This window comes from Xanthomonas sp. 4461, assembly GCF_024806475.1.
GTDB lineage: Bacteria > Pseudomonadota > Gammaproteobacteria > Xanthomonadales > Xanthomonadaceae > Xanthomonas > Xanthomonas arboricola_F.
The window spans coordinates 69,315-92,953 of the sequence record NZ_JANTYV010000006.1 but is presented as its reverse complement, the minus strand read 5'-3'; the positions used below and the strand labels follow the sequence as shown (position 1 = coordinate 92,953).

General features: G+C 64.8%; 20 protein-coding genes, 5 tRNA genes and 1 pseudogene. 11 read left to right on the top strand and 15 right to left on the bottom strand.

From position 1 onward, the window contains the following. Positions 1-76: 76 nt before the first annotated feature. From FHY19_RS19085 to FHY19_RS19070, 4 genes are all read left to right on the top strand, one after another. Positions 77-152, top strand: a tRNA-Ala gene (locus tag FHY19_RS19085). A 47-nt stretch (positions 153-199) separates the two neighbouring features. After that, positions 200-275 (top strand) — tRNA-Glu (locus FHY19_RS19080). A gap of 576 nt (positions 276-851) precedes the next feature. After that, positions 852-927, top strand: a tRNA-Ala gene (locus FHY19_RS19075). Between the two features lie 47 nt (positions 928-974). Further along, positions 975-1,050, top strand: a tRNA-Glu gene (locus FHY19_RS19070). Positions 1,051-1,206: 156 nt separating this feature from the next. On the opposite strand, the gene FHY19_RS19065 is transcribed toward FHY19_RS19070, so the two are convergent. Together FHY19_RS19065 and FHY19_RS19060 are read right to left on the bottom strand one after the other, a co-directional pair. Then, positions 1,207-1,383, bottom strand: coding sequence for a hypothetical protein (locus FHY19_RS19065; protein ID WP_259167834.1), 177 nt, complete (start codon positions 1,381-1,383; stop codon positions 1,207-1,209). A 339-nt stretch (positions 1,384-1,722) separates the two neighbouring features. Next, positions 1,723-1,809: transfer RNA gene (locus FHY19_RS19060), tRNA-Leu, on the bottom strand. 138 nt (positions 1,810-1,947) lie between these two features. Here FHY19_RS19060 and FHY19_RS19055 point away from each other — a divergent pair. The 3 genes and pseudogenes from FHY19_RS19055 (at position 1,948) to FHY19_RS19050 (ending at position 6,195) form a co-directional block, all read left to right on the top strand. Beyond that, positions 1,948-2,328: a response regulator gene (locus FHY19_RS19055; RefSeq protein WP_046964096.1), complete on the top strand. Its 381-nt coding sequence runs from the start codon at positions 1,948-1,950 to the stop codon at positions 2,326-2,328. A 105-nt stretch (positions 2,329-2,433) separates the two neighbouring features. Continuing rightward, positions 2,434-2,814 (top strand): annotated as a pseudogene (locus FHY19_RS22400) (histidine kinase); the annotation flags it as partial. Continuing rightward, positions 2,812-6,195: a PAS domain S-box protein gene (locus tag FHY19_RS19050; RefSeq protein ID WP_326521158.1), complete on the top strand. Its 3,384-nt coding sequence runs from the start codon at positions 2,812-2,814 to the stop codon at positions 6,193-6,195. The pseudogene FHY19_RS22400 and the gene FHY19_RS19050, both read left to right, overlap by 3 nt. Positions 6,196-6,944: 749 nt before the next feature. Here the strand turns inward: FHY19_RS19050 and FHY19_RS19045 are convergent. Next, positions 6,945-9,314, bottom strand: a complete 2,370-nt coding sequence (locus FHY19_RS19045; RefSeq protein WP_259167831.1) for a Tex family protein — start codon at positions 9,312-9,314, stop codon at positions 6,945-6,947. A gap of 103 nt (positions 9,315-9,417) precedes the next feature. After that, a complete protein-coding gene (locus FHY19_RS19040; protein WP_259149227.1) occupies positions 9,418-9,645 on the bottom strand; it encodes a hypothetical protein in 228 nt (75 codons plus the stop codon). A 186-nt stretch (positions 9,646-9,831) separates the two neighbouring features. On the opposite strand from FHY19_RS19040, the gene FHY19_RS19035 reads away from it, so the two are divergent. Beyond that, positions 9,832-11,043 carry an FAD-dependent oxidoreductase gene (locus tag FHY19_RS19035; protein WP_259167830.1) on the top strand — a complete coding sequence of 404 codons (1,212 nt, stop codon included), beginning with the start codon at positions 9,832-9,834 and terminating at the stop codon, positions 11,041-11,043. 176 nt (positions 11,044-11,219) lie between these two features. Here FHY19_RS19035 and FHY19_RS19030 read toward each other — a convergent pair whose 3' ends face one another. The 5 genes from FHY19_RS19030 to FHY19_RS19010 form a co-directional block, all read right to left on the bottom strand. Next, positions 11,220-11,660, bottom strand: coding sequence for a hypothetical protein (locus FHY19_RS19030; RefSeq protein ID WP_259167828.1), 441 nt, complete (start codon positions 11,658-11,660; stop codon positions 11,220-11,222). 5 nt (positions 11,661-11,665) lie between these two features. Beyond that, the gene (locus FHY19_RS19025; protein WP_259149222.1) at positions 11,666-11,863 is read right to left on the bottom strand and encodes a PspC domain-containing protein; all 198 of its coding nucleotides are present in this window, start codon (positions 11,861-11,863) and stop codon (positions 11,666-11,668) included. A gap of 101 nt (positions 11,864-11,964) precedes the next feature. Next, positions 11,965-13,041, bottom strand: coding sequence for a class III poly(R)-hydroxyalkanoic acid synthase subunit PhaC (locus tag FHY19_RS19020; RefSeq protein ID WP_259167827.1), 1,077 nt, complete (start codon positions 13,039-13,041; stop codon positions 11,965-11,967). Continuing rightward, on the bottom strand, positions 13,038-14,240 hold the full coding sequence (gene phaE / locus FHY19_RS19015; RefSeq protein WP_259167825.1) for a class III poly(R)-hydroxyalkanoic acid synthase subunit PhaE: 1,203 nt from the start codon (positions 14,238-14,240) through the stop codon (positions 13,038-13,040). Before phaE ends, FHY19_RS19020 begins: the two co-directional genes overlap by 4 nt. A gap of 55 nt (positions 14,241-14,295) precedes the next feature. After that, complete coding sequence (locus FHY19_RS19010; protein ID WP_259167823.1) at positions 14,296-14,958, bottom strand: CDP-alcohol phosphatidyltransferase family protein; 663 nt, start codon at positions 14,956-14,958, stop codon at positions 14,296-14,298. Between the two features lie 83 nt (positions 14,959-15,041). Between FHY19_RS19010 and FHY19_RS19005 the strand changes: the two genes are divergently transcribed. After that, complete coding sequence (locus FHY19_RS19005) at positions 15,042-15,800, top strand: 3-hydroxybutyrate dehydrogenase (RefSeq protein WP_259167821.1); 759 nt, start codon at positions 15,042-15,044, stop codon at positions 15,798-15,800. Positions 15,801-16,036: 236 nt separating this feature from the next. On the opposite strand, the gene FHY19_RS19000 is transcribed toward FHY19_RS19005, so the two are convergent. The 3 genes from FHY19_RS19000 to FHY19_RS18990 all read right to left on the bottom strand — a co-directional run bounded on the left by FHY19_RS19000 (position 16,037) and on the right by FHY19_RS18990 (position 18,279). Then, positions 16,037-16,525, bottom strand: coding sequence for an 8-oxo-dGTP diphosphatase (locus FHY19_RS19000; RefSeq protein ID WP_259167819.1), 489 nt, complete (start codon positions 16,523-16,525; stop codon positions 16,037-16,039). A 212-nt stretch (positions 16,526-16,737) separates the two neighbouring features. Beyond that, positions 16,738-17,247: a DUF1249 domain-containing protein gene (locus tag FHY19_RS18995; protein ID WP_046964107.1), complete on the bottom strand. Its 510-nt coding sequence runs from the start codon at positions 17,245-17,247 to the stop codon at positions 16,738-16,740. A gap of 210 nt (positions 17,248-17,457) precedes the next feature. Continuing rightward, positions 17,458-18,279 carry a pyruvate, water dikinase regulatory protein gene (locus FHY19_RS18990; RefSeq protein WP_005995409.1) on the bottom strand — a complete coding sequence of 274 codons (822 nt, stop codon included), beginning with the start codon at positions 18,277-18,279 and terminating at the stop codon, positions 17,458-17,460. Positions 18,280-18,421: 142 nt separating this feature from the next. Between FHY19_RS18990 and ppsA the strand changes: the two genes are divergently transcribed. Next, positions 18,422-20,800, top strand: coding sequence for a phosphoenolpyruvate synthase (ppsA, locus tag FHY19_RS18985; RefSeq protein ID WP_259167815.1), 2,379 nt, complete (start codon positions 18,422-18,424; stop codon positions 20,798-20,800). Next, on the top strand, positions 20,800-21,768 hold the full coding sequence (locus FHY19_RS18980; protein ID WP_259167812.1) for a mechanosensitive ion channel domain-containing protein: 969 nt from the start codon (positions 20,800-20,802) through the stop codon (positions 21,766-21,768). Before ppsA ends, FHY19_RS18980 begins: the two co-directional genes overlap by 1 nt. A gap of 160 nt (positions 21,769-21,928) precedes the next feature. On the opposite strand, the gene orn is transcribed toward FHY19_RS18980, so the two are convergent. From orn to mntR, 3 genes are all read right to left on the bottom strand, one after another. Further along, positions 21,929-22,513, bottom strand: a complete 585-nt coding sequence (orn, locus tag FHY19_RS18975; RefSeq protein WP_005995404.1) for an oligoribonuclease — start codon at positions 22,511-22,513, stop codon at positions 21,929-21,931. 71 nt (positions 22,514-22,584) lie between these two features. Beyond that, the gene (gene tadA, locus FHY19_RS18970; RefSeq protein ID WP_259149200.1) at positions 22,585-23,100 is read right to left on the bottom strand and encodes a tRNA adenosine(34) deaminase TadA; all 516 of its coding nucleotides are present in this window, start codon (positions 23,098-23,100) and stop codon (positions 22,585-22,587) included. Then, entirely contained in the window at positions 23,097-23,564 is a 468-nt protein-coding gene (mntR, locus tag FHY19_RS18965) for a manganese-binding transcriptional regulator MntR (RefSeq protein ID WP_259149199.1), read from the bottom strand. The genes tadA and mntR overlap by 4 nt, the downstream gene beginning before the upstream one ends. Between the last annotated feature and the right edge of the window lie 75 nt (positions 23,565-23,639).

The following is a 23,639-nucleotide window of genomic DNA, read 5'->3' as shown; positions in this document are numbered from 1 at the left end:
CGCGCCGTCTCAACCGGAATGAAAAAGCGCTTGCGCGAACATTAACAGGTCGCTATCATTTCGTTCTCAGTTTCGTGGGGCCATAGCTCAGCTGGGAGAGCGCCTGCATGGCATGCAGGAGGTCGGCGGTTCGATCCCGCCTGGCTCCACCACTTCAGACATTAGGCCGTCTGAAATGACAACTCAGGTTTTGATACGCGTCCCCATCGTCTAGAGGCCTAGGACACCACCCTTTCACGGTGGACACCGGGGTTCGAATCCCCGTGGGGACGCCAATCATCCAAAAGCCCCGGTCATGCCGGGGCTTTTTCTTTGCATGATGCCTGGTCGGTACGCGCATGCGTCGCCCCTCTGCCCCGTGTCGCGCAAAGCCTCATGATTGCGACACCTCGCATCACGACCAACACAGCGATACGCCTGGATGCATTCGTAAAAAGACAGGCAAGTTCGCGGGTTGTACTGACGAAGAAGTCATGCAGTTGGCACACACTTTTGCCGCGAAGCGCGGCGGGTGGCCGAAGTCGCGCCCGGCCATCGCACCTGTTGAATGCAGCCCGCACAGGCAAGGACGCGCTGCATGATGTGCAGCACGCTTTGCCACGAATACCCACGCCCGGCGAATCGCAACCCTGGCGCGCAGGGCGTTTCGCCAAAGTGCCGGCGCGGTCGCATGCACTCGTATACGCCCATTGCGGTGCTGGAATGCGCAAGGAGTGCTTCGCCGTCTCTTCCCATCCAGGCGCAGACCTCTCAGAAGCCCCGTCACCGAGGCTCACCCCGTACGAAAAAAGTTGCCGCATCGCTTTGCAAACGACGATGAGTTCGCTATGATTGCCGGCTCGCAGCAACGCGGGGCCATAGCTCAGCTGGGAGAGCGCCTGCATGGCATGCAGGAGGTCGGCGGTTCGATCCCGCCTGGCTCCACCACTTCAGACATTAGGCCGTCTGGAATGGACAACGAGGTTTTGATACGCGTCCCCATCGTCTAGAGGCCTAGGACACCACCCTTTCACGGTGGACACCGGGGTTCGAATCCCCGTGGGGACGCCAATCATCCAAAAACCCCGGCTTTCCCGGGGTTTTTTTATGCATTGCTGTTCACAGCATACGCAAGACAGCGTTCGGCTGAAGCGGGTTATTCAACCCCTGCAAGTGCGGCTGGGTGCGTGCATGCGACACGCGCATGCTCATCACCATCCAGCACGCTCAGGCCTGCCCGTCGTCCAACGCCTTGCGACCCTCGTGGGTCAGATCGATATCTCCGTCCTCGGCTTGCGTGGCATAGCCCGCACGTACCGCCCAGTTGCCCTCCTCGTCGGATACCGGCTTGGTGTCGTGGATGTCGCGAAGAATGCGCAACTGCTGCGAAGAATCGAAATCCATGAGGGCCATCCGCTTGAAAGAGACCTCCACGGTACGCACCGGGCGTGATGACTGCGTGCCTGCAACGTCATCCGGTACCACTGTTACGCGCAGCGAAAACTTGGTTCGGTGAGGCATGACGACTGCCACCAAACGATGGATCGATACCGACGACAGACAACGCAACGACGCCTGCGCAACGGGGCAACGTTGATGCCGCCCACCACGGACGGACGCTTCACCAGTACTCGTCGCGCACTTCGCGACAGGGTGAAAGCGCTCGCCTGCAAGGCAAGCCGGCATACAGCAAAAAGCCCCTCCGGATTGCGCCGGAAGGGCTTTGCTATTACTGCAACATCTTGGTGCCGAAGGTGGGACTCGAACCCACACGCTTTTAAGGGCGGCGGATTTTGAGTCCGCTGCGTCTACCGATTCCGCCACTTCGGCGTGGCCGCGCAGTATAGCGGCTTGCGAATGAAACGAACAGTGTCAGGACGCTCCTGACGAATTCAGGTGCAAGCGGCATCGGCAGCGCCGTGACCGACCAGCCCCGATATACTGGCCGACTTGGTGAAGGAGTAAGCAATGTCGGTGTTGCGTGGAGTTCGGGTACTCGTGGTCGAAAACGATGACATGAATGCCATGCTGCTCGAGTTGCAGCTTGTCCACGCCGGTGCGGCTGTGGTCGGTCCTGTCGGCGAGGTGCAGGACGCGCTGCAGTTGATTCAGGACGATGCGCCGGATATCGCCGTGCTGGACTATCGCCTGGGCAATGGCCAGACCAGCGAGCCGGTTGCCCGCCTGCTGTCGGAGCGCGGCATTCCCTTTGTACTGGCAACCGGCGTTGCCAGCGGCAGCATTCCCAGTGGCTTCGAACGCGGCGTCATTCTGACCAAGCCCTATCTGTCCGAAGAACTTGTCGGTGCGCTGTCGCGTGCGCGGCAGCTGAGCGGCGCCAGCAGCTGACCGTCCCTGGTTGCCTGGTCGCCATCTGACCGGGTGTCGGCTGCAGTTGCCAGCTGAGCGGTTGTCACTAGAATCAGGCATCGAAGATTTGCAGGTGGTTGCTGGATGGAGAATGCCGCCTCGCCGTTTGCCGGTCTGTTACCGCAGACGAGCGAAACCGCAGCATTGGTCAGGGCATCGGCATGCGTGGCCGACCCACTGCTCTGCAGCAGTCAGGCACTGCGCACCGCGCTGTCGGTGTGCCTGCACGCAGCGCACCCGATGCTGCTGGTCTGGGGCGAGCACGCACACTGCATCTATAACGACGCCTGCATCGCTTCGTTCGGCCCACGGCACCCTGCTGCATTCGGCCAGCCGCTTGCCGAGCTGACGACAAGCGACAGCCCCGGCAACACGCCCGGCGGCGCGGGCACTGCATTGAATCTGTCGACATGGTCGTGCAGTCCGATCCTGGATGCCGGCCAGCAGGTAGGTGCGTTGTATGTGGCCACTGCGTCCGCACGCAGTGCGCCCGAGTGGCGTAGCGCTGCGGTGTCGCTTGCAGCGCCACCAGCGCTCGACCAATCGCCGGCCTTCATGGCGGTGCTGCGGGGGCCCGACTACATCATCGAGAACGTCAACCAACGCTTCCACGATCTCGTCGGCGAGCGCCCATTGCTGGGCCGCCCCTTGCTGGAGGCGATGCCGGAGATCGCCGATCAAGGCTATCTCGGCCTGCTCGACGAGGTGCGTCGTAGCGGCCGGCCCTTCATCGGCGAATCGATGACGGCCTATCTGCAGCGCACACCCGGCAGCATGCTCGACGAAACCTTCGTGGACTTTCTGTACCAGCCGATGCGCGACAGCGACGGCCGCGTCGATGCGATCCTGGTGCACGGGTTTGATGTCACCGCGCAGCGGCGCGTGGAAGGGCGCGACAGTTTTCTGCTGATGCTCGAAGACGCCTTGCAACACGTCTCCGACCCACGGCACGTCATCGACACCAGCGTGCGCCTTCTGGGCGAACATCTGCAGGCCAACCGCTGCGCATTCGGACTGGCGACCGAAGACGGCAGCATCATGCGTGTCATCAGCGACCATGTGCAGGCCATGCCGAGCCTGCAAGGCGACTTTCCGATGGAAGTGGCCCAAGGTCTGCGCGATGCACTGCTGGCAAACCGGCCCTGGTTCACCACCGATGCGATGGCACCGGGTGCGCCGGACTATGTGGCCGAGCAGTATCGCCACTCCGGCCTGCGCGCATCGTTGGCGATACCGCTGCATAAACATGGCCGTCTGGTCGCGGCGATCGGGGTGCATCAACGCGCACCGCGACGTTGGTTGTCGAGCGAGATCGAGCTGGTGCGGCTGGTGGCGGCACGCTGCTGGGAGTCGATGCAGCGGGCCAAGGCGCAGCAGCAACTGGCGGCCAACGAAGCGCGTCTGCGTCGGCTTGCCGACACCTTGCCGCAGATCATCTTCATCGCCGGACCGGATGGGCAGCCGCACTACTTCAATCAACGCTGGTACGAGTACACCGGGCTGGATCCGGCCAACAACGAGAGCGCGGCATGGCATCGGGCCCACACCGCCGATGGCCTGCGGTTGTCTGTGAAAACGTGGCAGGACGCACTGCTCGACACCCGTGCCTACGAGATCGAATGCGAATTGCTGCGGCACGACGGCCAGGCGCGTTGGCATCTGGCACGCGCCCTGCCCGTCCGTGGCGACGACGGCCGCATCAGCGAATGGATCGGCACCTATACCGACATCCACGATCGCCGCACCTTCGAGCAGCAATTGCGCGAGAGCGAAATCCGCTTCCGTGCGCTGTGCGAGACGGTGCCGGCAATGATCTGGATGTCCGATGCGCAAGGCGCCTGCGTGTACTGGAACCCGCGCTGGTACCACTTCACCGGACAAGCCGAAGACCAGGCGCTGGATCAGGGCTGGTGGGACGTGATGCACCCGGACGATGCCGGGCGCGTACGGTTGGCGTTCGAACAGGCACTGGAACGGCGCGGCGAATTCCTGGCCGAGTACCGCGTACGCCGCCACGACGGTCAGTACCGCTGGTGCATCGATACCGCCTCGCCGCATTTCGCCACCGATGGGCGTTTTCTCGGGCATATCGGCTCGCTCACCGATATCTCCGAACGCAAGCATATCGAAGATGCCACCGCGTCCGACCGCGCGATCCTTAGCCTGATCACCACCGGCGCGCCGTTGCCGGTGGTGCTGGATGCGATTGCATTGAGCGTGGAGGCGCGCGGTGAGATCGGCTTGTATTGCTCGGTGATGGTGCTGGACGAAGTGCGGCACACCTTGAGCTTCGGCTCAGCGCCGCACTTCCCAATCGCGTATCACGGCAACTTCGAGCCGGTCCCGATCGGTCCGGTTGGCCCGCCCTGCTCCCGCGCCGCGCATCTTGGCCGGCAGGTCATCTGCGCCGATCTCCAGGCCGAGCCAAGTTTCGGCCCTCATCATGCGGTGTCGGCGATGCTGGGCATCGTGGCGTGCTGCGTGACGCCGATCTTGTCCAGCGATGGTCAGGTGTTGGGCACGCTCAACATCTACTACGACCGCCCATATCTGCCGTCGCTGCGCGAACAGGCGATGGCGCGCTCTGCATCACACCTGGCCGGCATCGTGATCGAACGCACGCGCGTGGATGCCAAGCTCAAGCTGTCGCTGCAGGCGGAAACCGCTGCGCGCGGTCAGGCCGAACACGCCAGCCGGGTCAAGGACGAATTCCTGGCCACGCTCAGCCACGAATTGCGCACGCCGCTCAACGCGATTTTGGGGTGGTCGCGACTGATGCAGTCGCAGAGCTTCGCGCCGGAGAATCTGGCAAAGGGCCTGGTCATCATCGAGCGGAGCGCGCGTGCGCAGACGCAGATCATCGACGACCTGCTGGACATGAGCGCGATCCTGTCCGGCAAGATTCGTCTGCAGTCCGCGCATTTCGACATTGCCGGATTGGCGCACAGCACCGTGGAACTGATGCAGCCGGCCGCACTGGCGCGCGACATCGCGTTGGAACTGGACGCACCGGCTGGTAGCGAGCTGTGGTTCTTTGGCGATGCCGGGCGCGTGCAGCAGGTGCTCACCAACCTGCTCAGCAATGCGCTCAAGTTCACCGCACCCGGTGGCAGCGTGCGCGTGGGCCTGGATGTGGAGGACGGGCGTCTGCGGCTATGCGTGCAGGACAGCGGGATCGGCATTGCGCCGGACTTCCTGCCGCACGTGTTCGATCGGTTTCGGCAGGCAGATGCCGGCACCACACGCCGGGTTGGCGGCCTCGGGCTGGGGTTGTCGATTTCTCGCCAGTTGGTGGATCTGCACGGCGGCAGCCTTGGCGCCTCCAGCGCCGGTGAAGGCAAGGGGGCGACATTCACCATCGTGCTGCCGTTCCAGCATGGGGTCAGTGGCCTGCGCCCGCAATCGGTGGATTCGAGCCAGCATGGGCCGCTTCCGGCCGATTGCCATGGGCGGCTGGACGGCGTGCGGGTGCTGCTGGTCGACGACGATCAGGATTCGCGCGAGGCGGTGCTGCAGTTTCTGTTACTTGCCGGCGCACAGGTGCAGGCGGCCGGCTCGGTGGATGCGGCCGAACACTGTCTGGCCGCTGCGGCCTTCGACGTGCTGGTCAGCGACATCGCGATGCCGCTGCGCGATGGTTACGATCTGATCCGCAGCGTGCGTGCCGGTCGCGCCGATCTGCCGCGGCATATCCCGGCAATCGCACTGACTGCCTACGTGCACGAAGAAGACCGCGACCGTGCGGTGGCGGCCGGTTTCGATGCGCATATGGGCAAGCCGGTGGAGCCGCCCGGACTGGTCGATCTGATCGAAGGCTTGGTGGTGCCGATGCGCGCGGTGCCGTGAGCGGCGTGAGATCGCCCGACAGCGGCTGACTAAAAGAATGCAGGCAGGGAGAAGGAAGAATGCCAACGCCCTGATCGCGAGTGCACACTATCTTGCGGGAGCGCACCGCCTGGCAGCCGGCACGTTTCAATTGCCGCCCGACTGCATTGCAGGCTGCATGTGCACAACGTGATTCGAGTCGTAGCGTCGCTCGTTGGATGCAGTCAAAAGCGCAGGTCGTCGAGGGTGCGGTGCCCTCGCCGCTCGCGGGACACGCCGTGAATCCATCCATGGGACTCCGTGGCGGCATCCATGCCGCCACGGAGTTCCGCAAGCGACGAGGACACCGCAGCAACGAGTTGGCTGGTCGCGTTATTGAAAACAATGCGCACAGACCATCTCGACTGGTCCTTAGTCCGCCCACCGTCGTGGGACCTTATGCGACATGGATGCCGCAGAAGAGCCTTATCTGCTCGGATTCTGGCGTTTGGGTGTCGAGAGCCGGCGTAGGCAACTTTGAGCAACTGGATCGTTACCGATCGTCGTGTAGCTGGGTGCCCCCGCCGGTTTCTCCCCTGTGTCGCCCGAACGGTTGCCAGAGTTGCAACGCGTGGATGTAAGGCTGGGCAGGGGCGAGTCACAGGGACGTGTGTCCCGCGATGGTGGGCGGGCAAGGCCCCTGCAGTCACGTTGCACTCAGCCGCTCACGACTGATCTGCAACGTTGCTGCCCCATCACTTCAAGCCAGTCGCCACGCTAGGCAGCACGACTCAGGTGCGCTTGGCGCGGGCGAATGCGGCAGCCAGTGCGTTATCGGCCGGGGGAGCGGTGGTGCGCGGCTTGCTGTTGCCCTGCGCCGGTCCACGTCCACCACCACCACCGTCGCGACGGCCCTGCCCCGGCCCGCCATTGCCGCGCGTATCGCGCGACTGCGCCGCGCCATCGGCCGCCGGCGGCGTGTCGGACAGACGGCAGGTCAGTGCGATGCGCTTGCGCGCCACGTCCACTTCCAGCACCTTGACCTTGACGATGTCGCCGGCCTTGACCACATCGCGCGGATCCTTGACGAAGGTATCCGACAACGCCGAGATATGCACCAGCCCATCCTGGTGCACACCGATATCGACGAAGGCGCCGAACGCGGCCACGTTGCTCACCACACCTTCCAGCACCATGCCCGGCTTGAGGTGCTTGATGTCCTCGATGCCTTCGGCAAACTGCGCGGCCTTGAACTCCGGGCGCGGGTCGCGGCCGGGTTTTTCCAGCTCCTTGAGGATGTCGCGCACGGTCGGTACGCCGAACTGGTCGTCGGTGAACAACTCCGGCTTGAGGCCGCGCAGGAAGCTGCCGTCGCCCAGCAACGCCTTGATCGGCTTGCCGGTGTTGGCCACGATGCGCTCCACCACCGGATAGGCTTCCGGATGCACCGCCGACACGTCCAGCGGCTCGTCGCCATCGGCGATGCGCAGGAAACCGGCGCATTGTTCGAAGGTCTTGTCGCCCAGACGCGGCACCTTCAGCAGGTCCTTGCGGCGCTTGAACGGGCCGTTGTCGTCGCGATGGCGCACGATATTCTCCGCCACCGTGCCGGACAGGCCGGACACGCGCGACAGCAGCGCCGCCGAAGCAGTGTTGACGTAAACGCCCACCGCGTTGACGCAGTCTTCCACCCGCGCCTCCAGCGCCTTGGCCAGGCGGTACTGATCCACGTCGTGCTGGTACTGGCCCACACCGATCGCCTTGGGCTCGATCTTGACCAGCTCGGCCAGCGGGTCCTGCAGGCGCCGCGCGATGGACACCGCGCCGCGCAGCGAGACATCCAGCTCGGGGAATTCCTTGGCGGCGAACTCGGACGCCGAATACACCGACGCACCCGCCTCGCTGACCACGACCTTCTGCAACTTGGTCGCCCCGCACAACGCAATCGCCTCGCCGGCCAGTTTGTCGGTCTCGCGGCTGGCGGTGCCGTTGCCTATCGCGATCAGCTCCACGTTGTGCTGCATGCACAATTTCTTGATGGTCTGCAGCGACTGGTCCCACTGCCGCTTGGGCTCATGCGGATAGATCGTCTCGGTGGCCACCAGCTTGCCGGTGGCATCGACCACGGCGATCTTGCAGCCGGTGCGGATGCCCGGATCCAGTCCCAGCACCACGCGTGGACCGGCGGGCGCGGCCAGCATCAGGTCCTTGAGGTTGTCGCCGAACACGGCAATTGCCTCGGCCTCGGCTTTTTCGCGCGCCTGGTTGAACAGGTCCAGCAGCAGGTGCATGTGCAGCTTGGCGCGCCAGGTCAGCCGGCAGGCGTCCAGCAACCAGCGGTCGGCCGGGCGGCCCTGGTTGGAAATGCCGGCGCTGCGCGCCACGCGGCCTTCGGCATACTGATGCCCGGCTTCGGCATCGGTACCCGGGTCCAGATCCAGGTACAAAAACTCCTCGCGGCGCGCGCGAAACAGCGCCAGCAACCGGTGCGAGGGAATCTTTGCCAGCGACTCGGCATGGTCGAAGTAATCGCGATACTTGGCCCCGGCCTCTTCCTTGCCCTCGGCCACGCGCGCGCGGATCACCCCGTTGTCGTTGAGCCAGCTGCGCAGTTCGCCGACCAGCGCGGCATCTTCGCCCCAGCGCTCCATCAGGATCGCGCGCGCGCCCTCCAGCGCAGCCTTGCCGTCTGCCACACCCTTGTCGGCGTCGATGAATGCGGCAGCGGCGACGTCCGGTGTCTGCGTCGGATCGGCCAGCAAACCATCGGCCAACGGCTCCAGCCCGGCTTCACGCGCGATCTGCGCGCGCGTGCGGCGCTTGGGCTTGTAGGGCAGATACAGGTCTTCCAGCCGCGACTTGGTGTCGGCAGCGGCGATCTCGTTGCGTAGTTCGTCGCTGAGTTTGCCCTGCTCGCCAATGCTGGACAGGATCGCCGCGCGGCGGTCTTCCAGCTCGCGCAGATAGGTCAGGCGCGTTTCCAGGTTACGGAGCTGGGTATCGTCCAGGCCGCCAGTGACTTCCTTTCGGTAGCGGGCGATGAACGGCACGCTGGCGCCTTCGTCGAGGAGGGCGATGGCGGCGCGCGCCTGGGCGGGTTGGGCACCGATCTCATCGGCGATGGTGCGAGCAATCTGCTGGGCAAGCTGGCTATCGTGCATGACGGCGCGGCATGAACCGCTTCACTGAAAAAAAGCATTTTCGCAGTGCGGGCCCGTCACGGAAACCCGTTGACAGCGCCGTCGTAAACCTATGCCGCCGCGCTCAGCTGGCGCGGTGCGCGTAATGGGTGGCGGCGCGTTCGACCAGAATGCTTTCGTGCAGGGATTCCAGTGCCATGACGCGGATCTTGCCGACGTCCTTCAGCGGCACCATCCGTTCCACATAGACCTCCGGGCCGGCGTCGGTCATCGCCCGCGACTTGCTGAACCCGTAAGGCACAACGCCCTTGTCGCCATCTTTGCTGCCACCGACGTACAGGACAATCGACATGCCACACCCTCTTGTTGCAGTTGCTGCGTTGGGGCGCGAGCATAACGAGCGCGCCGTGAGGAGCTTTCCACGCACGTTAACGCCGGCTGTTTGCGGTTTGGTGACGGCCTCCAGGCAAGGCTCGCCTCACGGCGACTTCACCGCGCTCGGCTGTCCAATCGCGATCCCCAGTTCTCACGACATCGCATGGACCTCAAAAGTGGCTACCCGTTCTGGTCGATCCGAAACGGATTGATGCGTGCCTATCCACGCCTGGAGCAAGACATCCACAGCGAGGTGGTGATTGTGGGCGGCGGAGTGACCGCGGCGCTGATCGCGCACGAACTGCTGCGCAATGGCCATGAAGTGGTGGTGGTCGAACAACGCGAAATCGGCTGGGGCAGTACCTCGGCCAGCACGGCGCTGCTGCAGTATGAAATCGATACGCCACTGATCGACCTGGCCAAACAGCATGGCATGCCGGCTGCCGCGCTTGCCTACGGCGCCTGCGCGCAGGCCATCGTCGATCTGCAGGATCTGTGCGACAGCGTTGGCGGTTGCGATTTCACCCGCCAGGACAGCCTGTATTACGCCAGCCGTGCACGCGATCTGAGCGACCTGCGTGACGAGCTCGACGCACGCCAGACGCATCGGCTGCCGGTGGAATGGGTCGACCGCGAGGCGTTATGGCACGATTACGGCGTGCGCTCGGACGGCGCAATCCTCAGCCGCCTTGCCGCCAGCGTCGACCCGTATCGCCTCTGCTACCGCCTGTTTGCCGAATGCGAGCAATACGGCGCACGCATCTTTGATCGCACCACCATCGCCGCCATCATCCCGCACGATCAACACGTCCAGTTGCGCACGCGCGATGGCATCGTGCTGCACGCCAAGCACGTGATCCTGGCTGCAGGCTATGGCAACCAGCAGTGGCTGTCGCAGCGCGTGGCACGCAATCGCAGCAGCTATGCCTTCGTGACCGACCCGCTGCACGACAGCGAGATCGGCGCACTCAAGCACACCATGATGTGGGAGACCGCACGCCCGTATCTGTACATGCGCAGCACCCCCGATGGCCGTGTGGTGGCCGGTGGCGAAGACGACAACGTGGACATCCCCGCACGCCGCGATGCGCGCGTGCAGGGCAAATTGAAGACGCTGCTGAAAAAGATCAGCAAGACCATGCCGGACGCGCGTCTACGCCCGGTGTTTTCGTGGGGCGGCACGTTTGCCGAAACCGCGGACGGCCTGCCCTTCTTCGGCACGCATGCCGAGCAAGGCCCACGCGTATCGTTCGCGATGGCCTACGGCGGCAACGGCATCACCTACAGCGCAATCGGCGCCGGCTTGCTGCGTGCGCAACTGGAAGGAAAGCCGCACCCGTTGTCGGAACTGTTCGGATTTTCGCGCTTGGGTTGAGAGGGGATGCCGTCTTGCAGCGCAGCCGCTGAGTGTGTGGCTGTCACCACGAGGGACTGACACAGATCGCGAGCAGTCGGCAGGCGGGCATGGATGGCGCACTCATGACCAGGATGGGCGCAGGCCTGGCGGTGAGCGCGGAAGCGTTGCCAGCCACTGCAGATCCATTGCAGTGCCTAAGACCACCACGGCCACCAACCGCGGCCGTGCATTGCATAAGCGTCGGCCGCCCGCTCCAGCGGATTGCGCACATGGATGCCGCCGCAGATGAGATACACCGGCAGGAACAGCGGCCCGAGCAGCATGTATTGATAGACATGTGCACGCTCGTGATCGCCCAGGCGCACCGGCGGATGCTCGCAGCGGCCGGCCGCGTGCGCATAGGTGCTGCATTGCAGATCCAGCGATGCGCCCTTGAGCAGGATCACATTGCCCAGCGTCATCGCCCCGCCCGGCCCCCAGGGCCAGCCATGAAAAACAAGCGCGAGCTCGTGGCCCGACCAGCGCGGACGCGCGCCAAAACAACTGCCGACCGCACCGATCAATAGGCCAAGCACGGTGTTGGGCAGCGTCCACAACGCGCCCAGCAGCAGCCATGCCGATCGTGCCTGCCGCAACCGGCTCAGTCGGCCTGATTGGGGATCAGCAGCCACAGGATCAGGTAGACCAGGATGCCGGGAAACGCAGCCGAGGCGATCGAGACGATCACGAACAGGATGCGCAGCAGCGTTGAGCTCCAACCGAGACGGCGCGCGATGCCGCCGACGACGCCGGCGATCATGCGGTCATTGAGGGAGCGGGACAGTGCAGTGGTGGCCATGGGAAGGCTCCTCGAAACGTAGCGCGCAGTCTAAAAAACCGCGCGGCAGCGGGCCGTGATGGGCGGCGATCGCACACGGATCGGCGGTTGCACGCGGCGCGTCAGGCGCTGCGGTCGCGCTCCTGCAACCAGCGATGGATCGCCACCGGCACCTCGCGCTGGGCACGTCCGGACACGTAGATCCCGATGTGCCCGCCGCGAAAACTCAGCTCGCTGTAGTCGTCGCTGCCAACCAGCCCACGCAGTGCACGCGAGGCATCGGGCGGCACCAGATGGTCGTGTTCGGCGTAGATGTTGAGCACCGGCATGTCCACGTCCTGCAGATCCACCGCCTGCCCGCCGATGCTCACCTGGCCGGTGACCAGCCCGTTGCGCTGGTAGAACAACGTCACGAATTCGCGGAACGCTTCGCCCGCCAGATCCGGCGAATCGAAGATCCACTTTTCCATGCGCAAGAAGTCCTCCAGCGCCTGCTTGTCGTCGAGGATGTCGAGCAAGCCGACGTATTTCTGCAGGTTGAGCCGGAACGGCTTGAGCATCAGGTAACTGGCGTTCATCAGATCGGCCGGCACGTTGCCCATGGTGTCCACGAACAGATCCACATCGACCATGCGCGCCCAGTTGGACAGCATGTTGTCGGGCGTGTGGAAATCCACCGGCGTCACCATGGTGATCAGGTTGCGCACCTTGTGCCGTTGCAGCGCGGCGTAGCACAGCGAAAAGGTGCCGCCCTGGCAGATGCCCAGCACGTCCACCGCATCCAGCCCCGATTGCGCACGCAGGTGATCCACCGCGCCATCGATGTAGCGAAGCAGATAGTCTTCGAGCGTGAGGTAGCGCTCGGAGCGATCCGGGTAGCCCCAGTCCAGCACATACACGTCCTGGCCGTGACTCAGCAGGCCCTTGACCAGCGATCGATCGGCCTGCAGATCCACCATGTACGGGCGATTGACCAACGCGTACACGATCAGCAGCGGCGTCTTGGCCACCGGCGCCTGCTCGCCGACAAAGCGATACAGCACCACCTTGCCGTCGCGCCAGATTTCCTCGCGCTCGGTCACCCCGTAGTCGACGTCTTCCACACCGGGCAGCAGTTTCAGGCCTTCGCGCAGCTTGCGTTGCAGCGACAGGGTTTCCTGCATCAGGTCTTCGGCGCTGAATCCCAACGGCCCTTTCATGCCTTGGCTCCACGTGGCGGGCGTGCGGACGGCTTACCGGCGGACGCCTTGCCGGACGAGGGTTTCGATGCGGCTTTCGCTGTCGCGGGCTTTTTGGCCGCAGCTGCTGCAGCTGCGGTCTTCCTGGCCGCAGGTTTCCTGGGGGCGGTCGTCTTTGCTGCATCGGTTGCAGCGGCCGGCTTGCGCGCAGCGGCGGATTTGGGCGCCGCTGCGCGCCTTGGCGGGCGCGCGGCCTGCGGCTCGTCCGGGGTGGCGTCGGCAGGCTTGCCCGCCGTCCGGGTGCTGGCGGCGGCGGTACGCAGCATCCGTCGCACCGCGCGCTCCAGTTCTGCGATACGGCGATGGGCGGCATCCATCTCCGAGCGCGTCGGCATCCCGAAGCGCTCGCTGAGTTGCTCTACTTCCTCCTGCAAGGCCGCGCGCAAGCGCATATGCGCGTTGGCGAAACCGCCGTACACGTCGCGGAACTGATCCGACAACGCGACATCGGCATAGGATTCTTCGGCCGCCTCGATCCACAGATCGAACAGGGCGCGCGCGCTGGTCAGCTGGCTGCCGCTGCTTTCGTGCTCGCTCAACTTGGTGGTGAACCGGGTGAAGGCCTGCTCGATCGCGGCCTTGAGTTGCTCGCCATAGGCCTGCGACTGCGCCTGATAGTCCTGTTGCGCGCGCGCCAGTTTCTGCAGGCGCGCCTGATGATTGCGGTTCAAGCCGAAGGCTGGCATGTCCAGCCACGGCGCGTTTTCCTCGCGCCATTTGCCCAGGGTCTGTGCCGCCTCCTGCAACCACGGGTCGAAGCCACCCGGGCCGCCGCCGCGCAGCGAGCCCAGCGTCCACTGCATCAGTTGTTCGCCCTGCCCTTGCACCGCACGCCGCCAGGCATCGGAGACTTCATTGGCGGAGGTATCGCGGCCCGCGAACTGCCCGGCCACCTGTTGCATGGTGCCGAACCAGCCGCCAGCCTGGGTCCGAAAGCGATCGATGGCTTCCTGCGCCTGCGGCGCGGCCTGGGTGGGCAGCAACTGCGACCACCAGTCCACCGCCTTGCGCCAGTCCTGCGGGGCGTCGCCGCCGGGCGCCGGCGGTGGCTGCGCGGCGGACCCGGACTGGCCGTGGCGCATGGCGTCTCCCCAGGCGGCCCAATACTGGCGAGCCTTGTCCTCGACATTGCCGTTGTCCGAACCGCTGCTAGCCATCATGCCCTCCTGTGACGATCCACCGAGCCATCCTACCGCGTGAGACCAGGCGTGCCGCTCAGGGTTTGGGAATCCGCAACGTCTTGCTGATCATCAGCGAGCCGGAGATGGCGAACAGCAGCACCAACGGATGGAACTGCCATGGCCCGAGCTGCCACTGGCCCCACCACAGGGATTGGCCGATGTGGCCGGTGCTGGCGGCGACCGCGAGCAGGATCACCAGCACCAGACTGGTCGGAATCGGCGTGCCTTCGAAGTACGGCACCTTGTCGGCCTCGCCGGCGATCTCTTCGGCGGTCACGTTGTAGCGCGCCAGCCGGCTCACGCCGCAGCAGACGAAATAGCTCAGGACCAGCCAGTCCCAGCCGCCACGCATGCCGCAGGCGTAACCAAGCGCCGCCGGCGCCACGCCGAAGGAGATCACGTCGGCCAGCGAATCCAGCTCACGGCCAAGGGTGGAGGACGCCTTGCGCCAACGCGCGACGTGCCCGTCCAGCGCGTCGAAGACGAATGCCAGCGGAATCAACGCCATGCCCAGCAACAGGTCGCCCCGGTGTCCTTCCTGCAGGAACCGCATCGCGGCGAAAACCGCCCCGGTCCCGCAGAAGGCGTTGGCGAGCGTGAACCAGTCCGCAAGTTGGAAATCGCGCAGCATCGAAAAATGGCGTTTCATGCGGAACCTGATCAGAGCGAGGCGCAAAGGGTAACGCGCGCGCGCCATGCAGGCGATCGTTTCGCCCTCGTCCGCTAGGCTGGCGATCAGCGTGGCCGCTCCTGGCCGCGCATCACAGAGAAGGACTCCCGATGCGCAGCATCCTGATCACCGGCGCGGGCAGCGGCATTGGCGCCGGCATCGCCACCCACCTGGCAAGCGACGGCCACCATCTGCTGGTCAGCGACATGGACCAGACCGCTGCCGGGCACACGGCCCAGCGCATACGGAACGCGGGCGGCTCGGCCGAGGCCCTTGTGCTGGATGTCACCGACGACGACAGCATCGCGCGTGCGCTGTCCAGCGCCTCGCAGCCCCCGCAGGTGCTGGTGAACAACGCCGGCCTGCAGCAGGTGGCTGCGCTGGAAGACTTCCCGATGCAGCGTTGGGCGCTGCTGGTCGAGGTCATGCTGACCGGTGCGGCTCGGCTCAGCCGTGCAGTGCTGCCGGGCATGCGCGCGGCAGGCTATGGCCGTATCGTCAACGTCGGCAGCATCCATTCGCTGGTCGCCAGCCCCTACAAGAGCGCGTATGTGGCCGCCAAGCATGGCCTGGTCGGCCTGTCCAAGGTGATCGCGCTGGAAACCGCCGACTGCGACATCACCGTCAACACGCTCTGCCCCAGCTATGTGCGCACGCCGTTGGTGGAGCGCCAGATCGCCGACCAGGCGCGCACGCGTGGCATTGCCGAAGAGGCGGTGATCCGCGATGTCATGCTCAAGCCGATGCCCAAGGGCGCCTTCATCGAGTACGACGAGCTGGCCGGCACGGTAGCGTTCCTGATGTCGCATGCGGCCCGCAACATCACCGGGCAATCCATCGCCATCGATGGCGGCTGGACCGCCCAATAAACGCACTGGCGAAATTTTGACCAGCCAGCGCAAGCGTGTTGCGCCGCAAGGGGGCTGCGCACTTGTCCACAGACTTGCGCAGCGTCCATCCACAGGGCATGTGGAAAACTGTGCGGGCAATCGCGCCTTGCTGATGACGAAGATCGCCGACGGCACCGGTGAGCCCGGCGAGCGCGACGTGGCATGCCGGCGGCCCGACGCGCGGCGGCCGTGCAGGACAGCCCAACGGCAATCGATCAGACCCGCGAATAGCTCCACGATTGCATGCGCCCGTCGCGATACGGCATCACCCCATGGAAGGGGCGCGGGTCGCCATCGAACACCAGCGGCAGGAAGTTGCGGTCGCCCTCCCACATCGGCACCTGGTCCATCTGCGCAAGCGGCACCCATTCCAGCGTGCCTTCCGGATTGGAGGTCTGAGGGGTGCCGTCGAAGCTGCGGATCAGGAACACGAACCCCAACCAATCCTCGCCCTGCTTGCCGAACCCGGGCCAGCTGATGGTGCCGCGCAATTGCATGTCACCGCACTCCACGCCGGCTTCTTCGCGGATCTCGCGCCGCATGCAGGCCAGCACGTCTTCGTCCGGCTCCACCTTGCCGCCGAGCCCGTTGTATTTGCCCAGGTGTTGATCGCCGGGGCGGGCATTGCGGTGGATCATCAGCACCTGCGTGCCGTCCGTCGACAACAGATAGCCAAGCGTGGCGACAATCGGGGTATAGGGCATGGCGCGCGATCTGCAACGAAGCGCATCAGTATGACCGATGCCACGCATCCCGCGTGGCGCAGGCAGCGACCGGCTGGCGTGTTGTCGTGGCACAGGTGCATCGGCTGCGCTTGGCGCGGGCCGCCAGGCCCGACCCGCTTGCAGACGACTTGCCCCCCCTAGCCAACGGCCGCGCTCGCTGACGACGGGCAGGCACCCGCTGCTGATTGCGCTTAACCGACAATTGCCTGCGCGCTGGGCCGCGGCGGCGCCACGTAGTCGGTGTCCAGCCGCAGGGTGGCAACTCCATGGCCGCGTTCGGCCAGGTATTCCAGCCACTTGCCCAGGAAGGTATTCATGCGCATGCGATGGCTGATCAGCTCGGCCGGCGGCGGAAACATGCCCATCACGTCCTGCCAGCGACGGCCCACGTAGCAATGGGTGGTCTCGGCCTGGCGTGCATCGCGGTACAGACGCACATATGCAGACGGGTCCGGCTCACCGGTCACCGGATCGCACAGGTCGTAGGTCAGGCGCAGCTCGACGGTGTAGCGATGGCATTCGATCACGTCCAGCCGCAGGTTCAGCCCATCGCCGATCGACGACACATATGACCCAGGCGCCAGATCGGCCGGCGCAAACAGGCGGGTGAGATGCTGGAAGTTTTCTGCGTACAACCCCATCAGCCAGCCGAAACGGCTCAGACGGGGGATGATTTCGAGTTTGCTCAATGCTTGGGCCATGCACCGATCCTACACGCTGCGCTGCCGCACGGGCAGCATTGACGAGAGCCCAATGACAGGCCTACCTTGGCGGAGCACTGCCCCGCCCGCTTGATTTCCATCGCACTGCCAGCAAGCCGTCAGCGGCGTCGCGGCAGCACCCGGATGGTGGACGCCGCCCGGTTGCCCAACCCCTTGCCCAGCCCGCAAGCCCGCCGCGCCAATCCGGGCTCAGAACATCTCGCGCTGCAGCCCCAGGGTCGACAACACCTTGCTGGAGATTTCTTCGATCGACGTGTTGGTGGTGCTGAGCGTGGGAATGCGCTCCATCTGGAACATGCGCTCGGCAGTTGCAACCTCGCGTCGGCAGGTCTCGGCCGCGCTGTAGCGCGAGTTGGCACGACGCTCCTGGCGGATCTGCTGCAGACGCTCCGGGTCGATGGTCAGGCCGAACAACTTGTTGCGGTAGTTGCGCAAGCGCGGCGGCAGGCGTTCGTTTTCCAGATCTTCTTCGGTCAACGGATAGTTGGCGGCGCGGATGCCGTAATGCAAGGCCAGATAGATGCACGTTGGCGTCTTGCCTGCACGCGATACCGCTACCAGAATCACATCGGCCTCGTCGTAGTTGAGCGCAATACCGTCGTCGTGGCTCAACGCGAAGTTCATTGCATTGATGCGGCGATGATAGGTCTCGAAATCGACCATGCCGTGCGCGCGGCCCACGCGCGAGTGCCGCGGCGCGTTGAGCTCGCGCTCCAGCGGCTCGATGAAGGGCGCAAACACATCCAGCATCAGCGCACCGCTTTCGGCCAGGATCATGCTCAGCTGCGGATCGACGCAGGAATTGACCACCACCGGACGCACCTGGTAACGCTCGCCGGCAGCGCGCACCCGCATCGCGGCGTCGCGCGCTTTTTCTGCATCGTCAATGAACGACATGCGGTCGGTGACGAAGTTGAATCCGCTGAACTGGGTGAGCAGGCTATGCCCAATCGTTTCAGCGGTGATACCGGTTCCATCGGAGACGTAAAACACCGGCCGAATTGTTGACATCAAGACCACCTCTTTGAACTGGTGTCCAAAAGTTACGGGTTCATGCTTGTGCAGGCTCCGCTGTGCACTGCATCATAGCGGCTTCTTCCTACGGTCGCGGCCATTCAGCCCGCTCGGGCGATGGCCTTACGGAGCATCGCGCTTGAACGAGAATATCCTGTGGTTGCATGAGCTACGCCTGGCCGACCTGGCCCGCGTAGGCGGTAAGAACTCCTCGCTCGGCGAGATGATCGGCAACCTGGCCGGGCTGGGCGTTTCGGTTCCCGGTGGATATGCGACCACTGCCGAAGCGTTCAAGGACTTCATCGCGCACAACGATCTGTCCAAGCGCATTTTCGACAAGCTCGCAACGCTGGACGTCGAAGACGTCACCGCACTCACCGCGGCCGGCAAGGAAATCCGCGGCTGGGTGATCGATGCACCGCTGCAGCCGGAACTGGACCGCGACATCCGCACCGCCTACGAGCAGTTGTGCGCAGAAAATGGCGGCGGCGACGTCGCGGTGGCCGTGCGTTCTTCTGCCACTGCAGAAGACCTGCCGGACGCCTCGTTCGCCGGCCAGCAGGAAACCTTCCTCAACGTGACCGGCGCCGACGATGTCGTGCACAAGGTCAAGGAAGTGTTCGCCAGCCTCTACAACGATCGCGCGATCGCCTATCGCGTGCACCACGGCTTCAAGCACGAAGACGTGTTCCTGTCGGCCGGCGTGCAGTTGATGGTGCGCTCGGGCGTGGGCGCGGCCGGCGTGTTGTTCACGCTGGACACCGAATCGGGCTTCCGCGACGTGGTGTTCGTCACCTCCAGCTTCGGCCTGGGCGAGATGGTCGTGCAGGGCGCGGTCAACCCGGACGAGTTCTATGTCTACAAGCCCACGCTCACTGCAGGCAAGCCGGCGATCCTGCGCCGCTCGCTCGGTAGCAAGGCGATCCGCATGGTGTACTCGGATGTGCCCGGCGAGCGCGTGCGTACCGAAGACACACCGGTGGAGCTGCGCAGCACCTTCTCGATCAGCGACGAAGACGTGCAGGAGCTCTCCAAGCAGGCGCTGGTGATCGAAAAGCATTACGGCCGCCCGATGGATATCGAGTGGGCCAAGGATGGCGTGAGCGGCAAGCTGTTCATCGTGCAGGCGCGCCCGGAAACCGTGAAGTCGCGCAGCCATGCCACCCAGATCGAGCGTTTCTCGCTGGAAGCCAAGGACGCCAAGATCCTGGTCGAGGGCCGTGCGGTGGGCGCCAAGATCGGCAGCGGCGTGGCCCGGGTGGTGCGCTCGCTGGACGACATGAATCGCGTGCAGGCCGGCGACGTGTTGATCGCCGACATGACCGACCCCGATTGGGAGCCGGTGATGAAGCGTGCCTCGGCCATCGTCACCAACCGTGGCGGCCGCACCTGCCACGCGGCGATCATCGCGCGCGAACTCGGCGTGCCGGCCGTGGTCGGCTCGGGCAACGCCACCGATGTAATCAGCGACGGCCAGGAAGTGACGGTCAGCTGCGCCGAAGGCGACACCGGCTTCATCTACGACGGCCTGCTGCCGTTCGAGCGCACCACCACCGACCTGGGCAACATGCCGCCTGCCCCGCTCAAGATCATGATGAACGTGGCCAACCCGGAGCGCGCGTTCGACTTCGGCCAGCTGCCCAACGCCGGCATCGGCCTGGCGCGTCTGGAAATGATCATCGCCGCGCATATCGGCATCCATCCCAACGCGCTGCTGGAATACGACAAGCAGGACGCCGACGTCCGCAAGAAGATCGACGCCAAGACCGCCGGCTATGGCGACCCGGTGAGCTTCTACGTCAACCGCCTGGCCGAGGGCATCGCCACGCTGACCGCCTCGGTGGCGCCGAACACGGTGATCGTGCGTCTGTCGGACTTCAAGTCCAACGAGTACGCCAACTTGATCGGCGGTTCGCGCTACGAGCCGCATGAAGAGAACCCGATGATCGGCTTCCGTGGCGCCAGCCGCTATGTCGATCCGTCCTTCACCAAGGCCTTCGCGCTGGAGTGCAAGGCGGTGCTGAAGGTGCGCAACGAGATGGGCCTGGACAACCTCTGGGTGATGATCCCGTTCGTGCGTACGCTGGAAGAAGGCCGCAAGGTGATCGAGGTGCTTGAGCAGAACGGGCTCAAGCAGGGCGAGAACGGCCTGAAGATCATCATGATGTGCGAGCTGCCGTCCAATGCGTTGCTGGCCGACGAGTTCCTGGAGATCTTCGACGGTTTCTCGATCGGCTCCAACGACCTGACCCAGCTGACCCTGGGCCTGGACCGCGATTCGTCGATCGTGGCGCACCTGTTCGACGAGCGGAATCCGGCGGTCAAGAAGCTGCTGTCGATGGCGATCAAGTCGGCGCGCGCCAAGGGCAAGTATGTGGGCATCTGCGGCCAGGGGCCGTCGGATCACCCAGAGCTGGCCGAGTGGCTGATGCAGGAAGGGATCGAGTCGGTGTCGCTGAATCCTGACACCGTGGTCGATACCTGGCTGCGTCTGGCCAAGCTGAAGAGCGAGGGCTGATGGGTATGTTGGGTGCGGTACTGGCGGCAGCAGCGGGAGCTGCTGCAGCAACCACCAAGACGGTAGTCGCTGTCCCGAAGCAACCGACGGGCTGGGATAAGGTCGACTGGGCGCAAATCCTGCTGAACTGGGGAGTTGCGCTTGTCATTCTGGTCGTGGGCATGTGGCTGGCAAAGCAGCTCAGCCAATGGCTGCACCGCGCTTTGACCCGCGCCCGCATCGAGATCACGCTGACCAACTTCCTGCGCAATGTGGTCTACGCATTGCTGCTGGTCCTGGTGTTCGTCAGTGCGCTGAGCAAGATCGGCGTACCGCCAACCTCGTTGATTGCGGTGCTCGGTGCGGCAGGCCTGGCGGTCGGTCTGGCGTTGAAGGATTCGCTGTCCAACATCGCAGCAGGTGTGATGCTGATCGTGCTGCGGCCGATGCGCGACGGCGACCACGTGGTGATCGCCGGCCAGGAAGGCATCGTGGACGAGATCCGGATCTTCCAGACCCGGCTGCGTAGCTTCGACGAACGCATGATCACCCTGCCCAACAGCACCATCACCACCGCGCCCATCGTCAACTACAGCACCCTGCCCAACCGTCGCCTGGAAGTGACCGTGGGCGTGGGCTACGGCGATGACCTGAAGAAAGCCCAGCAGCTGTTGCTGCAGATCGCCAAGGACAATCCGAACATCCTGCAGTCGCCGGCACCGTTCGTGCAAGTCACCAACCTGGGCGAAAGCACGGTGGATCTGATGTTGTTCGCATATGCGACCAACGGCAATTTCGGCGCGGCCAAGAGCACCACGCTGGAACAGATCCGCAACCAGCTGCTGGAGAACGGGCTCAACATTCCGTATCCGCAGCGCGACCTGCACGTGTATCACCACGATGCCGACGGCAAGCCGATCGGGGATCTGTTGCGCAAGGGCATCGCGGACGATGGCGATCTCACCAAGGGGCCGCCGTTGGCGCGCTGAGCGTCCAGGTCACCTGTAAGGAGCAAAAGGCCGCATCGAAGGATGCGGCCTTTTGTGTTGCGTCACCGCGCACTGCGCTGTTGCTGCGATTTCGACGGCGGCCTTGGCATGAGCGCGATCGAGTCTGGGTGCGCCAGATGCACTGCGTCCTGCAGCAGGATCACCCCTGCGCGCCGGCCTCGGTATCGCCGCCGAGCGCACCCATGAACTGGCGGTAGTGACGCAGTTCGTCGATGGAATCGCGCACATCGCTCAGCGCGGTGTGCGCCGAGCTCTTGGCAAAACCATTTGCCACCGTCGGTGCCCAGCGGCGCGCCAATTCCTTGATGGTGGACACGTCGAGATTGCGGTAGTGGAAATAACGCTCCAGGCGCGACATCTGGCGGTGCAGGAAGCGGCGGTCCTGGCAGATCGAGTTGCCGCACATCGGCGAGGCGCCGGCGCGGATCCACTCGCCCAGAAACGCCACCGTCTGCGCTTCGGCCTGCGCATGGGTGACCTGGCTGTCGAGCACGCGTTGCCACAGGCCGGAACGACGGTGCTGGTTGCGGTTCCACTCGTCCATCGCTTCCAGGGTGGCCAGCGGGTGGGCGATGGCCAGTTCCGGCCCTTCGGCAAGCACGTTTAACTGCGCATCGGTCACGATGGTGGCGATCTCGATGATCGAATCGCGATCGGTATCCAGGCCGGTCATTTCCAGATCGATCCAGATCAGTCGGTCGTTGCCCGCAACGTTGTCTGCCATATCACCGTCCTGTGGAGGCCGTTGCCGGCCGGGGTACTGAAAGGGCGCGCATCATACCGCGGCCGTGCCGCTCAGGGCACGAGCGGCGGCTTGCCACGCTTGGCGCGAAAATAATTGGTCAGCCGCAGGCTCGCCTCTGCCGCCAGCACGCCGCCCGCCACCTGCACGCGATGGTTGTGACGCGGGTCGGCCAACAGGTCGAAGACACTGCCGCAGGCGCCGGTCTTGGGGTCGCTGGCGGCGAACACCACGCGGGCGATACGTGCATGGATCATGGCCATGGCGCACATCGCGCACGGCTCCAGCGTGACGTAGAGCGTGCAGCCGATCAGGCGGTGATTGGCCAGGCGGCGCCCGCCTTCGCGCATGGCCACGATCTCGGCATGCGCGCTGGGGTCGTGACTGGCGATGTTGTAGTTCCAGCCCTCGCCCAGCACGTTGCCATCGGTGTCGATCAGCACCGCCCCGACCGGGATTTCGTCATAGTCGCGTTCGGCACGCTCGGCCAGCTGCAGGGCGTGCTGCATCCACTGCGTATCGATGGCCGCCTGCGACGTACCGACCAGCGGTGCGGCCGGCGCACTCACGTCGCCGGACCGCCCTGGCGATCGAGAAACGCGGCGAACGCGGCAACGGTGGCCTCGCTGACATGGTGTTCGATGCCTTCGGCATCGCGACGTGCGGTGGCTTCGTCGATGCCTAGTGCGAGCAGGAAGCGCTCGACGATCTGATGCCGCTGGCGGCTGGAGGCTGCCAATGCCTCGCCGGCCGGGGTCAGGAACACGCCGCGGTACGGGCGCTGCACCACCCAGCCGTCGCGTACCAGGCGCTTGAGCATCTTGGCCACGGTGGGCTGCGCCACGCCCAGGCGCGCGGCGATGTCGACCTGGCGCGCCTCGCCGCCGTCGACCAATAGATCGGAGATCAGCTCCACATAGTCCTCGACCAGCTCGGCGCGGCGCGCTTCGCGCACCTGACGGAAGCTCTCCATATGCACCTGCGCATCGATCAGGGACGGCGTAGCCGCCGCCAGCTTTTCGCTCTTGCCCACCCGCATCCTCGTCGTCGCGTCCGGCATCGGTGCCGGGTGCGTAGTGTGAAGCACGCGGCCGATCAATACGATTGA